Annotated in this window: 17 protein-coding genes and 1 other annotated feature; of the genes, 16 read left to right on the top strand and 1 reads right to left on the bottom strand. The window is 42.1% G+C overall.

Annotation, left to right across the window (positions count from 1 at the left end; all coding sequences use genetic code 11):
- From AC1DSB_RS01960 to pheA, 15 genes are all read left to right on the top strand, one after another.
- Positions 1–816, top strand: an 816-nt coding sequence (locus AC1DSB_RS01960; protein WP_477585617.1) for a rod shape-determining protein, incomplete at its 5' end; no start/stop codon positions are given.
- 14 nt (positions 817–830) lie between these two features.
- Positions 831–1,736, top strand: coding sequence for a rod shape-determining protein MreC (mreC, locus tag AC1DSB_RS01955; RefSeq protein ID WP_477585615.1), 906 nt, complete (start codon positions 831–833; stop codon positions 1,734–1,736).
- Positions 1,733–2,257, top strand: a complete 525-nt coding sequence (mreD, locus tag AC1DSB_RS01950) for a rod shape-determining protein MreD (protein WP_016426791.1) — start codon at positions 1,733–1,735, stop codon at positions 2,255–2,257. The genes mreC and mreD overlap by 4 nt, the downstream gene beginning before the upstream one ends.
- Positions 2,258–2,282: 25 nt before the next feature.
- Complete coding sequence (gene minC / locus AC1DSB_RS01945) at positions 2,283–2,954, top strand: septum site-determining protein MinC (protein ID WP_016426792.1); 672 nt, start codon at positions 2,283–2,285, stop codon at positions 2,952–2,954.
- A gap of 1 nt (position 2,955) precedes the next feature.
- Positions 2,956–3,753, top strand: coding sequence for a septum site-determining protein MinD (minD, locus tag AC1DSB_RS01940; protein WP_016426793.1), 798 nt, complete (start codon positions 2,956–2,958; stop codon positions 3,751–3,753).
- A gap of 278 nt (positions 3,754–4,031) precedes the next feature.
- A complete protein-coding gene (locus AC1DSB_RS01935) occupies positions 4,032–4,580 on the top strand; it encodes a nuclease-related domain-containing protein (protein ID WP_477531863.1) in 549 nt (182 codons plus the stop codon).
- 366 nt (positions 4,581–4,946) lie between these two features.
- Positions 4,947–5,507: a M23 family metallopeptidase gene (locus AC1DSB_RS01930; protein ID WP_016426795.1), complete on the top strand. Its 561-nt coding sequence runs from the start codon at positions 4,947–4,949 to the stop codon at positions 5,505–5,507.
- Positions 5,491–6,093 (top strand): metalloprotease, encoded by a 603-nt coding sequence (locus tag AC1DSB_RS01925; protein WP_477531862.1) that lies wholly within the window; start codon positions 5,491–5,493, stop codon positions 6,091–6,093. Before AC1DSB_RS01930 ends, AC1DSB_RS01925 begins: the two co-directional genes overlap by 17 nt.
- A 39-nt stretch (positions 6,094–6,132) precedes the next feature.
- Positions 6,133–6,209: a sequence feature (ribosomal protein L21 leader region), on the top strand.
- 14 nt (positions 6,210–6,223) lie between these two features.
- The gene (rplU, locus tag AC1DSB_RS01920) at positions 6,224–6,532 is read left to right on the top strand and encodes a 50S ribosomal protein L21 (protein ID WP_477585613.1); all 309 of its coding nucleotides are present in this window, start codon (positions 6,224–6,226) and stop codon (positions 6,530–6,532) included.
- A 12-nt stretch (positions 6,533–6,544) separates the two neighbouring features.
- Entirely contained in the window at positions 6,545–6,880 is a 336-nt protein-coding gene (locus AC1DSB_RS01915) for a ribosomal-processing cysteine protease Prp (protein ID WP_016426798.1), read from the top strand.
- A 15-nt stretch (positions 6,881–6,895) separates the two neighbouring features.
- Entirely contained in the window at positions 6,896–7,186 is a 291-nt protein-coding gene (gene rpmA, locus AC1DSB_RS01910) for a 50S ribosomal protein L27 (RefSeq protein ID WP_036659634.1), read from the top strand.
- 318 nt (positions 7,187–7,504) lie between these two features.
- Positions 7,505–8,035: a Spo0B domain-containing protein gene (locus tag AC1DSB_RS01905; protein ID WP_477531861.1), complete on the top strand. Its 531-nt coding sequence runs from the start codon at positions 7,505–7,507 to the stop codon at positions 8,033–8,035.
- A 3-nt stretch (positions 8,036–8,038) separates the two neighbouring features.
- Positions 8,039–9,328, top strand: a complete 1,290-nt coding sequence (gene obgE, locus AC1DSB_RS01900; protein WP_016426801.1) for a GTPase ObgE — start codon at positions 8,039–8,041, stop codon at positions 9,326–9,328.
- A 17-nt stretch (positions 9,329–9,345) separates the two neighbouring features.
- Positions 9,346–9,801 carry an ACT domain-containing protein gene (locus AC1DSB_RS01895; protein ID WP_477531860.1) on the top strand — a complete coding sequence of 152 codons (456 nt, stop codon included), beginning with the start codon at positions 9,346–9,348 and terminating at the stop codon, positions 9,799–9,801.
- 12 nt (positions 9,802–9,813) lie between these two features.
- A complete protein-coding gene (gene pheA, locus AC1DSB_RS01890) occupies positions 9,814–10,686 on the top strand; it encodes a prephenate dehydratase (protein WP_477531859.1) in 873 nt (290 codons plus the stop codon).
- Positions 10,687–10,835: 149 nt separating this feature from the next.
- Here the strand turns inward: pheA and AC1DSB_RS01885 are convergent, their stop codons facing one another.
- Complete coding sequence (locus tag AC1DSB_RS01885; protein ID WP_477531858.1) at positions 10,836–11,369, bottom strand: 3H domain-containing protein; 534 nt, start codon at positions 11,367–11,369, stop codon at positions 10,836–10,838.
- A 122-nt stretch (positions 11,370–11,491) separates the two neighbouring features.
- Between AC1DSB_RS01885 and AC1DSB_RS01880 the strand changes: the two genes are divergently transcribed.
- A complete protein-coding gene (locus tag AC1DSB_RS01880) occupies positions 11,492–12,547 on the top strand; it encodes a LysM peptidoglycan-binding domain-containing protein (RefSeq protein WP_477585611.1) in 1,056 nt (351 codons plus the stop codon).

Genomic DNA, 12,547 nt, shown 5'->3' with positions numbered 1-12,547 from the left:
ATGAAAGATGGCGTAATTGCAGATTTTGATATTACGACTTCAATGATTCAATACTATTTAAAAGAAGCGATGAAAGCTTCTGGTGGTACGTGGAAAAAACCTAACGTCATGATTTGTGTGCCATACGGGATTACTTCGGTAGAACGTCGTGCAGTGATTGATGCAGCTCGTCAAGCGGGTGCTCGTGATGCTGTGACAATCGAAGAACCATTTGCAGCGGCAATCGGTTCTAACTTGCCAGTATGGGAACCAACAGGCAGTATGGTCGTTGATATCGGTGGAGGAACAACTGAAGTTGCAGTTATTTCACTTGGTGGTATCGTAACAAGCGAATCGGTACGTGTTGCAGGAGACGCGATGGATCATGCGATTACAAGTTACATTCGTAAAATGTACAACTTGACGATCGGTGAACGTACGGCTGAAGCAATTAAAATGGAAATCGGTTCTGCTAGAGTAATAGACAATGTCGAGAAAATGGAAATTCGTGGTCGTGACTTAGTTACAGGTCTTCCTAAAACTATCGAAATTTCTTCTGAAGAAATTGCAGAAGCACTTCGTGAGTCGATTTCGGCTATAATCGACGGTGTGAAAAAGACATTGGAACAAACTCCACCAGAATTATCTGCTGACGTAATGGAACGTGGAATCGTCTTAACTGGCGGTGGCGCATTACTGAAAAACTTGGACAAAGTGATTAGTGATGAGACAAGCATGCCTGTCTTCATTGCAGAAAATCCATTGGATTGCGTCGCAATTGGTACGGGAATGGCGCTAGATCATTTGAACATGATTCGCCAAAATTCTAAACACTAAGGAGGACCGTTCCAATGCCACATTTTTTTTCGAATAAGCGTTTGATTTTGCTGCTTGTCGGGGTGATTTTTCTTGTGGCATTGATCAGCTTCTCTCTCAGAGATCGCGATAATGCGTCGTTACCTGAACAGATTATTAAGGATGTCGTTGGTTTTGGGCAATCAATTTTCTCAAAACCAACTCAGTACATAACAGGTGTTTTCGATAGTGTCGATGCTTTGTTAAATACGTACGATGAAAATAAACGTTTGAAAAGTCGTTTGGAAGAATTTGCAAAATTACAAGCGGACGTCAACGATTTAGCATCCGAGAATACGAGACTTCGAGAAATCGTAGACAAGCAGGACGATCTCAGGGACTATGAACCGATTCAGGCAACTGTTATCGCGAGAAATCCTGATCAGTGGGAAGAAAAAGTAATTCTTGATAAAGGGGAAGTCCATGGAGTTGAAAAAAACATGGCCATCCTTACAGCACAAGGATTGATTGGGAAAGTTGTTCTGACAACTCCATTCACTTCAACTGTAGAACTATTATCCACTCAAAATCCTAACTATCGCGTATCTGCGATGGTAATGGGTGAAAAAGAAGTATTCGGTTTAATAGAAGGATACGATGATGAACGAAAAGAACTTATTTTAAAACGAATCGATTCCAATATTAAAATTAAAAAAGGTCAGAAAATCATGTCATCTGGACTAGGCGGGATTTTCCCGAAAGGTATATTAATCGGGGAAATTACAGAAGTCTCGACAGACGATTTCGGACTGACGAAAATGGCATATATCAAGCCAGCGGCAGATTTTGCACTACTTGATCATGTAATGATTGCGAAACGAACGATGACAACAGTAAAAAATGGTGCAGACGGCGATAACAGTGCGACGGATGATACTTCAAAAGATGAGGACGCCTCATGAAGCGATTGATTATTCCAGCCATTGCCGTCGTGCTGTTTTATCTTGAACCTGTGTTCGGATTATTTTCTCCCCTCGATATTAGTGGGGAGTATCGTTTTTTAATCCCTCGATTTCTCATCATGTATTTAATATTCATTTCCATCTACTATAGTCGCAATCGCGCGATGTTGTATGCATTACTTTTTGGGCTCTTGTATGATGTGTTTTTCATTGATATTATTGGATTGTACTCTTTCTTATATCCATTAATTTGTTTAATTGCTAGTTTTATCGTGAAATTCATTCACCAGCATCTGATTGTGACAACGGCTTTGTCACTTGTATTGGTAGCAGGTCTTGAATTCGTGCTTTATCAATTCTTTTCATTGATCGGGTTAACAGACATTTCGCTTGCTGTATTTGTACGCGAACGATTAATTCCCACAATGATTGCAAATTCAATTTTCTTAGTGGTGCTCGGCTGGGCATTTAAATACGTAATCAATGCACGTTTGTTGCAACGGTTAAATCAGCCAAATTGATTCTACGCGCGAGGTGACGCATTTGATGACGAAAAAGCAACTAGTCTACATAAAAGGAACTAAAGACGGTCTAGTGCTTCGGCTTGATGATCAATGCGCATATGCCGAACTGGTGGAAGAACTAAAACGTAAAGTATCGGACGAAGGCATCGATGGACAAGCGGAAGTCTTGCTGCAGCTTGGCAATCGCTTTTGTTCTGAAGAGCAGACCAAAGAACTCATTGCGAGCGTGCACACGTCACCACATTTACGTGTTTCACGAGTGCAAAGTGATGTTATTTCAATTGAAGAAAGCAACCGTCGAATTCTAGAGCGTCAATCCGAAACGTTTGTCGGCATCGTTCGTTCTGGACAGATTGTTCGGGCAGAAGGTGACTTGGTCGTTGTGGGAGATGTGAACCCGAATGGCAAAGTCATCGCCGGAGGAAATATTTTTGTTCTCGGTCGTTTGAAGGGAATTGCGCATGCAGGGGCGAATGGTAATAAAGAAGCAGTTATTGCTGCGTCTTGGTTGGAAGCAACCCATCTAATGATTCATGAAGCACTAGAAATCATGACAGATGAACTAACCATTCTTTCGGAACAACCAGAAATGGAATGTGCATACTTACATGCAAATGGCTTCATCGCCATTGATAGATTGCAAGAACTGCGTTTATTAAGACCGCAATTATCTACATTTAAAGGAGGAAGCTAATGTGGGAGAAGCTATAGTAATTACTTCAGGTAAGGGAGGCGTTGGTAAAACAACGACTACTGCTAACCTCGGGACTGCATTGGCACTTCAAGGTAAGAAAGTTTGTTTAATCGACACCGATATCGGCTTACGAAACCTTGACGTTGTACTTGGTTTAGAAAACCGTATCATTTATGATCTGGTTGACGTAATTGAAGGCCGATGTAAAGTACATCAAGCTTTAGTAAAAGATAAACGTTTTGAAGATAAATTATTCCTGTTGCCAGCTGCACAAACGACTGATAAAAACGCCATTAATCCTGAACAAATGAAAGAACTTGTGACGGAATTAAAACGCGATTACGATTATGTCGTCATTGACTGTCCAGCAGGGATTGAACAAGGTTACAAAAACGCAGTGGCAGGAGCTGACCGTGCGATCGTTGTCACAACACCTGAAATTTCAGCTGTACGTGATGCGGATCGTATCATCGGCTTGCTAGAGCAAGAAGATATTGCACCGCCAAAATTAATCATTAACCGCATTCGTCAACATTTGATGAAATCTGGCGATGCACTGGATGTCAACGAAATCACGACGCACCTATCCATCGACTTGCTAGGTATCATCATGGATGACGAAAATGTCATCACCTCTTCAAATAAAGGGGAGCCTATTGTCATGGACCCAACAAATCGTGCAGCACTTGGCTACCGCAACATTGCCCGCCGTATTCTAGGCGAATCTGTTCCATTGATGTCATTGGAACAAGAGCGAAAAGGCATGTTCTCCAAAATCAAATCCATTTTTGCAAAATAATTTATCTGAATCCCCCACTTTGATCGAGTGGGGGATTTTTTTAGGAGAGGAGAAGACTGAATAATTTGAAATCGCACGAACTAGAAGTGTTGCGAATTTGTATATTAAAATCACGGATGGAAAAATCCGCTAAAGTCGAGAGTAGCTATCGTAATATTAAGGCGGGTTTTTCAGGTGAAGAAAAAACTACTGCTTATTTGATGGAAGCAAGTCTGACCCCGAAAGTGTCTATCTACCGCCATATCAATTTGGACAATACTTAGTACGATATTATTGTTGTGACACAAAAGCTAATTTGTGTTTTAGAAGTGAAAAATATGACTGGAGAATTTTATTTCGATTCAAGCAACAAACAATTCTATCGAATCAAAAATGGGTTAAAAGAAGGGATGCGCAATCCAGAATTGCAATTACAAAGAGCGGTGAAAGTTCTACAAAAAAGACTTAATCGAAATGGAGTAGATTTTCCTGTAAAAGGACTCATTATCTTGGCAAGCCGAGCTGGAATTGTTATTGAATCTCCTACATTATTTCAAGCTGTCCCTATTGATGCTATGTGTGATTTCCTTGAGCAAATGGAATCTGACAATAGGAAATTGATGACCCATGAAGAGTTGAAAAAAGTGCGTCATATTATTAAGCGTAATGGAAATAAAGTTTACGAAACGGATATTCTTGAGCACCACGGTGTTACACATTCTTCAATTAAAACGGGCGTCAGGTGTTTGAAATGCTTTGAGATATCGATGACTCGGATCTTTTCAACATGGTTATGTACTCGATGTAGCCATCGTGACAAAGGTGCTCATATCGCTGCGCTCCAATAATATCTATTATTGTTCGGGCGCGAAGTGAGTAGTGATCGATTAAAGTGGTGGCTGGGAATAGAAGATAAATATTTTATTAAACGGATAGTGAAGGAAGTTTCCGAAAATAGTATAGGTAGCTCACGCAATCGAACCTATGTGCTTTCATTCAAACCTTGGGTGTTAGAACCATTTTTGACTTCGGAACTGAGAAAGAATTAGGAGATAATTGGTTAGTTGCCCCAATAAGGACAAAAGTTGCCCCCATCAACCGAATAGTTGCCCCAATAAGCATCAAAGTTGCCCCTATAACTATCAAAATCCCCAGATTAATAGAAATAAACCGAACAAGCCCCGCATATACTACCCGAAAAGGGGGGCTGCGGCATGAAATTCACAAATAAATGGATCATCGCTTGCATAATTACCGTTGGCATCATCGCAACGATACAAATCCAGGAACGAAATGACCAAACTTCACAACTTCGCACTCTGTTCACGGAAGGAAAAGACCTACAAATGGTTCGCGAGTTCGTACTCGCTCAGTTTCCAACAAGCTCGACACCAGAACTCATCCCTGTGTCTGCACCCACAAAGGACCCTATGATACCAACGATGGCTTCGTATGAATCTATGCAACCATATGAGGAAGGCGTGCTTGTTTCCTATGATACCGCGATACAAGTGGTCGCTCGCGAAGATGGAATTATTCTGTTTACCGGGCACACCCGACATACTGGGAAAACGATGACCGTCCTTTATGATAACGGGGATACGGTGACGTATGGATTTGTGGAGAATTTTTCTAATTTACCTTATACCGCGGTTGCTGCCAATGACTTGATTGCAGAAGTAGAGCCTGGTTCCATGTTCGTGAAAGTTGAACGTGATGGAGAATTGCTTGAACCGACTGCGATTAAGGAATGGATGAATGATGTACTTCAATAAGATTCGCATGCATCCCATCATGATCCCCATCATTATCTACCTGATTGCGACTGCACAACTCGCACATTACAGCATCATTATCGGCTCATTACTCATTCATGAGCTAGGACATATTGCGGTAGCAAAATGGACGGGCCTTAAGATGACCAGTTGCACCATTCTTCCGTATGGGGGAGAAATAAAAATTAAGAACCTTCTTTTAGCTCCGACTCATCATCAGTGGCTCATTGCGATTGCTGGGCCACTTGCAACGGCTATTCTCTATTTAGTTGCGCAACCTTTCCAATTTCCTGGACAGGCTTTTTTTAATGAAGTCCAGTTGACTATACTAGCATTGAATTTAATTCCGATTTTGCCGCTGGACGGTGGACAAGCGCTGAAATCTATCTTGCCCAAACGTTATCACGAGATGCTATTAGCGTTGTCTATCGGTCTTTCAACACTTTTTATAGTAGTGACATTTGACCAACTCCATTTGGCATTGATTTTCACATTTATCGCATTACAAAATATTCGCTCATGGCAATATCGAAAATATGAAGAAGCATTCAATAAAATTGTGACGAAGCAGTTGACGCTGCCTTAGCATTATGGTAAAGTTTTAATGTTATTGTTTGTAGCACCCGTGCTACTACAACCGCTCTGAAGAGGTTAAAGTATCTGCAAAGATCACCTCATTTTAAGGCGAGTCTGAGTCTAAGAGGAGGTGCAGTAAAATGTACGCAATTATCGAAACTGGTGGTAAGCAAATCAAAGTTGAAAAAGGTCAAGAAATCTACATCGAAAAATTAGGTGTTGATGCTGAAGACGTTTTCACATTTGACAAAGTATTATTCGTAGGTGGAGACAACGTGAAAGTTGGAGTTCCTTTCGTTGAAGGAGCAACAGTTAAAGCTACAGTCGTGAAAAACGGCCGCGGTAAAAAAATCACAGTTTTCAAATACAAAGCGAAAAAGAACTACMGTAAAAAACAAGGTCATCGTCAACCTTACACAAAACTTGTGATTGATTCAATCAACCTATAAGATGTGTGAACGATGATAACTGTAACGATTGAAAAAGATCAATCCAATCACATTCATTCTTTTGAAATGAAAGGCCATGCAGAATTTGCCGAGCATGGAAAAGATTTAGTTTGTGCAGCTGCAACCGCTGTTTCTTTTGGAGCAGTCAATGCAATCGCTGAACTTACGAAAGTCCTTCCAGACGTGAAGCAAGGGCAAGACGGTGGATTTCTCAAAGTCTCGTTTCCGCAAGATCTAGTTTCAACTGTGAATGATCAAGTGCAATTAATTGTACAAGCGATGATTGTTTCTTTACAAACGATTGAACAAGATTATGGACAATATATAAAAATAACCTTCAAAAAGTAGGGGGTGAAACAAATGATGTTAAGATTAGATCTTCAGTTTTTCGCATCGAAAAAAGGAGTAGGTTCGACTCGTAACGGACGTGACTCACAATCAAAACGCCTTGGCGCTAAACGTGCTGATGGTCAAATGGTTTCAGGTGGTTCAATTTTATACCGTCAACGCGGTACTAAAATTTATCCAGGTGAAAACGTAGGCCGTGGTGGAGATGACACACTTTTTGCGAAAGTTGACGGAGTTGTACGCTTTGAGCGTTATGGCCGCGACAAGAAAAAAGTTAGTGTATATCCTGTAGCTCAAGAAGCTTAATTCAAACAGCCAAAGGACTGCATAACTGCAGTCCTTTTTCTTTTTATCAAAAAGTGTTTACATTTGCATAGATAACTCTAGATTAGAGGAACTCTATGTCTAGCTCCAAGCACATACCTGCACCTACGGGATGGTCCCTCATGCGAAAGTAAGCGTTCGAATCAGTTACTCCTGATGTTACTCGTCGCAAAGGAAACCTTCCTTTCAGCGTCAGCGTCAAGTTAGACTTGTGCTTTGCGCTTTTCTTTTTTGCAACAAAATCGCTTTGTTTCTTGGTATACTTAGGAATTGAGACTAGCATAATGGAGAGTGTGATGTATGACCGAAAAAACGTTTTCAATAAATGAGGCACTGCGATTTGCACGCCATGATTTTTTGAATCAGTTGCAACTAATCAAAATGAATATTGATCTTGCACGACTGGAAGACGCAAAGGCGGCAATAGATCACTACTCTACAGAAGCTAAAGCGTTTTATGAACTTTCGAAAATGGATTTACCACGCACTACAGAGTGGCTTCAGACTGCCAATTGGCGTTTCCCTGGATTTCAAGTAAGCATTTCCAATAACATTGAATCAGATTGCAACTTATTGATGGATGATCAAGTCCAAGATGTACTTGAACAAACAACAAAACTGTTACACGAACAATTAAATCCTTATACAGAACAACTATTGCACATTCATATAGTGTGTAACCCGACGACATTTAAACTGACGTTTGATGCGAACGGAGAATGGGAACCCATTCAACAAGAACTTTCAAAAGAATCGCAAGTTTCACTGACCCATGAATGCAAAACGACCAAGAATTGGCGTTTTCATATAGAAGAAAGCAAGGAGGGATAGTCAATGTTTGTCGATCACGTAAAGATATTCATTAAAGGCGGAGATGGCGGAGATGGTATGGTCGCGTTTCGTCGTGAAAAGTATGTACCAAATGGTGGTCCTGCTGGTGGAGATGGTGGCCGCGGAGGGAACGTAATCTTTGAAGTTGAAGAAGGATTACGTACGTTAATGGATTTCCGTTATAAACGTCATTTCAAAGCAGACCGTGGCGATCACGGACAAAGTAAAGGAATGCACGGACGAGGAGCGGAAGATTTAATCGTTAAAGTTCCACCTGGTACAGTCGTAATGGCTGAAGAAGGCGGACCGGTACTGGCTGATTTAGTTGAGCATGGTCAAAGAGCGGTTATTGCAAAAGGTGGCCGTGGAGGGCGCGGGAACTGCCGTTTTGCAACACCTCAAAATCCAGCACCTGAGCTGTCTGAAAAAGGCGAACCAGGACAAGAAATTGAAGTGGTTTTAGAGCTTAAAGTATTGGCTGATGTAGGTTTGGTTGGATTCCCAAGCGTTGGGAAATCTACATTGCTGTCTGTCGTATCAGCAGCGAAACCAAAAATTGCAGCGTATCATTTTACAACAATCGTTCCTAACCTTGGAATGGTTGAAACAACTGATGGTCGTAGCTTTGCGATGGCCGATTTGCCAGGTCTTATCGAAGGCGCAAGCCAAGGTGTAGGTCTTGGACATCAATTCCTTCGTCATATCGAACGTACACGCGTAATCGTTCACGTAATTGATATGTCTGGTATTGAAGGTCGCGATCCTTATGATGATTATGTGACGATTAATGAAGAGCTTCGTCAATACAACTTGCGTTTGACGGAACGTCCTCAATTGATTGTAGCGAACAAAATGGACATGCCTGATGCAGAAGAAAACTTGGCTGAATTCCGTAAGAAATTACCGGAAGATGTGAAGATTTTCCCGATTTCGGCACTTTCACGTAAAGGGTTGAATGAACTTTTATTCGCAGTTGCAGATTTACTTGAAGTAACTGAAGAATTCTTAATTCACGAAATGGCTGAAGAAGAATCAGATAAAACGGTTCTTTACAAACACCAATCTGAACGTGATGGCTTCGAAATTTCACGTGACGACGATGGAGCTTATGTATTAAGTGGTTCATCAATCGAACGCTTATTCAAGATGACCGACTTCTCTCGCGAAGACGCGATTCGTCGTTTCGCACGTCAACTTCGTGGTATGGGTGTTGATGAAGCATTGCGTGAACGTGGTGCGGAAAATGGCGATACAGTAAGACTCCTTGAATTCGAATTTGAATTCATCGAATAGAAAGTGAGGATGGACTTATGAAAGACGTATCTGAACAACGGTTTTATTTAGTGCGTGAAGATGTGCTGACGGAAGCGATGCAAAAAACGCTTGATGCCAAGCAGTTATTGCAAAGTGGAGAAGTCGCGTCGATTTGGGACGCGGTGAAAAAAGTGGACCTGTCACGCAGCGCTTATTATAAATATCGGGATGCTGTCTTTCCATTCCATTCGATTGTTCGGGAACGTATTTTAACGGTGTTTTTACAACTGGAAGATCGCAAAGGAACGCTTGCGACATTATTGAATACAGTGGCTGAAGCACTGTGTAACGTGTTAACAATCCATCAGACGATTCCCATTCAAGGTCGTGCCAATGTGACACTGTCACTTGATGTCACTGCCATGAATGTGCAATTGGATGATTTAATTCAACAATTGAAACGGCTGGATTTTGTCGAGTCAGCGGAAGTCATTAGTTCCGGCGCATCTTAAGGAGTGTCTTACATGTTAACTAAAGATTGGGAATCACGTGTTGCTTATTTAGGACCGGAAGCATCTTTTACACATTTAGCAGCAGGAACGGTCTTTGCCGGGGAATGGTTGATGCCGTATGCAACAATTCCAGAATGCATTGAAGCGGTGGCGAACGGGGAAGTTGAATTTGCCGTGGTACCACTGGAAAATGCACTGGAAGGTTCTGTGCCGTTAACAATTGATTATTTGTTTCACGATGTGGAACTGCATGTTTCGGCAGAAATTTTRTCACCGATTGAGCAACATTTTATGGTACATCCTGAGCAAGTGGAGAATTGGCAAGATATCGAAATGGTCTATTCACATCCACATGCACTGGCCCAGTGTCATAAATATTTGTATTATCGATTTCGCGGAGTACCTCTGGAACAGACTACATCAACTGCAGCCGCAGCGAAATATGTAGCAGAGAATCCAGACCGGACGATTGCAGCAATCGGCAATGATTTTGCCGCTAAGAAATATGGACTGACCATTGTGGAACCAAATATCCATGATTTTCATTTCAATCATACACGGTTTTTTGTTCTTCAGAAGAAGAACATCCGTCTTGATAAAACGGGTCATGACAACTCACCCAAAACGACCCTTATGATAAAGTTGCCTGTAGACGACCGATCGGGTGCTTTGCATCAAGTATTGTCGGTATTCGCATGGCGTCAGCTGAATTTAAGCAAAATTGAGTCGCGTCCATTAAAAACAGGGCTAGGTCATTATTTCTTTATCATGGATGTACTAGAAGATGAACAAGCTGTCATGATGCAAGGAGCGAAAGAAGAACTACGCGCTTTAGGGTGCGAAGTGAAATCTCTCGGTACATATTTTACTTACAAAAAGGAATGACCGCGGATTGCGCAGTCATTCCTTTTTTGTTTTTGAGAACCATTGACCGAAAATGTACTCACTTTGGAGCAACTTTTCGAAAATGGGAGCAGCATTCCCCATTTTTATAAAAAGGACGTCATTGCTTATAGCGCAACGACGTCCTTCTCTTATTCCTCATCCGCCAAATATCCTTTTTTACGCATACCCTCAACTGCTGCTTTAAGGAATTCGCCTGAAGAGGCGGCAATCAAATGCAAATGAATTCCATCCGTCAATTCAGATAAGTAACTAGCACCCGTTTCTTCCACGCGTGTCAAAAACAAATCGACTTCATGGCGGTTCGCCACCATGATGGATGCGGTCAGTTCACCATAAACAGGATGTTCGACCGTTACATTTTTTACTGTGACCCCTGCATCTACCAAGGTGTACAATTCGTCCCGCGCATCGGCAGGAGTATGCACACATGCGATTTGGCGTTCGAACGCATGGCTTACACTTAATTGCTTCATATATACATAACCTTGGCTCGTGGCCAAAATCGGTTCGTTGCGAGCTTTTAATAAAGTCATGTCCCCAACGATTACTTGGCGGCTAACGCCAGCTTGATTAGCCAATTCTGTGCCTTTAATTGGCTCGGAAGCTTCTTTTAGCAAGTTGAGTAATTGATGACGTCTTTCTTCTCCTAATAATTTCTTCAAGTTGATCCCGTCCTTTTCATGCATATCTATAGCACGTGTACTCATAGTTTATCATGTACAGCAATTATGTGACCAAATCAAAATGCGATTCATAGGATACATAGATGAAAGGGGGAATTATTTTGCACGTACATGTTGTGCAAAAAGGAGACACACTGTGGAAAATTGCTAAGCAATATGGTGTTTCTTTTGATGAAGTGAAACGTTTGAATGCCCATTTGGCAAATCCCGATTATATCGTCCCTGGCATGAAGATCTTCGTGCCGCAAAAGACGGCAAAAACGCAAGGAATGGCTGAACACCCGTTCACTAACGAAAGACCAGTGAAAAAAATGAAGGAGGAATACACAATGGAGCCAGCTCCCAAGCCGATTCCTCAACCTGCACCGCCAATCCATAAACCGACGATGAAACCGATGCCACAACCGATGCCACAACCAATGCCAAAACCGATGCCACAACTAATGCCGCAGCCAATGCCACAACCGATGCCACAGCCAATGCCACAACCGATGCCACAGCCAATGCCACAACCAATTAATCAAAACATAGCAATGACACAAATGATGCCTCAAYATATGGGCATTCCTTATGGATGGATTCCAGTCCCTGACATGGACGTACATTTGCAAGTAAATTTACCACAGCATGCAGCTCCTGCACCTGCACCTGCACCAAAACCGATGCCGATGCCTGCAGCAAAACCGATGCCAATGCCTGCAGCAAAACCGGTACAGAAAGCTCCGCCTAAGTCGTCACAAGGATGGCAATTACTTGATTCCAGTTCACTTGAAATGGAATCATCACTGCAAATGCCGACATTGCCACCTCAGTACCATCCTCAGCCGCCTTGTGGTTGTGGGGCACCGCCACCACCGCCATGCGGATGTGGAGCACCGAAACCTTGTGGTTGTGGAAGACAGCATTACGGACAACAACCGGGATATGGGCAAAATCCATACCCAACTCCATATCCAACTCAAACCATGGGTGAAGAAATGGAAAGCAATTATATGATGCCACAACAAATGATGCCTCAATATATGATGCCACAACAAATGATGCCTAACCAAATGATGCCTCAGCATATGTCTCCATTCATGGCATGCATGCCTTGTCATATGTGGCCCGCTCCACAAGGGCATAGGGGTTATCCGAATCCCGCTCACTACTATTAA

Source organism: Paenisporosarcina sp. P4_E4_2, from assembly GCF_056401595.1.
The sequence above is the reverse complement of the archived record's forward strand: the minus strand, read 5'-3'. Positions and strand labels throughout refer to the sequence as shown.

Bases quoted from the DNA above. Each gene is read 5' to 3' on its own strand.
- AC1DSB_RS01895 (WP_477531860.1), top strand. From the start codon at position 9,346: ATGAAAGACGTATCTGAACAACGGTTTTATTTAGTGCGTGAAGATGTG.
- AC1DSB_RS01915 (WP_016426798.1), top strand. From the start codon at position 6,545: ATGATAACTGTAACGATTGAAAAAGATCAATCCAATCACATTCATTCT.
- rpmA (WP_036659634.1), top strand. From the start codon at position 6,896: ATGTTAAGATTAGATCTTCAGTTTTTCGCATCGAAAAAAGGAGTAGGT.
- mreD (WP_016426791.1), top strand. From the start codon at position 1,733: ATGAAGCGATTGATTATTCCAGCCATTGCCGTCGTGCTGTTTTATCTT.
- AC1DSB_RS01925 (WP_477531862.1), top strand. From the start codon at position 5,491: ATGATGTACTTCAATAAGATTCGCATGCATCCCATCATGATCCCCATC.
- AC1DSB_RS01905 (WP_477531861.1), top strand. From the start codon at position 7,505: ATGACCGAAAAAACGTTTTCAATAAATGAGGCACTGCGATTTGCACGC.
- obgE (WP_016426801.1), top strand. From the start codon at position 8,039: ATGTTTGTCGATCACGTAAAGATATTCATTAAAGGCGGAGATGGCGGA.
- minC (WP_016426792.1), top strand. From the start codon at position 2,283: ATGACGAAAAAGCAACTAGTCTACATAAAAGGAACTAAAGACGGTCTA.
- mreC (WP_477585615.1), top strand. From the start codon at position 831: ATGCCACATTTTTTTTCGAATAAGCGTTTGATTTTGCTGCTTGTCGGG.
- AC1DSB_RS01930 (WP_016426795.1), top strand. From the start codon at position 4,947: ATGAAATTCACAAATAAATGGATCATCGCTTGCATAATTACCGTTGGC.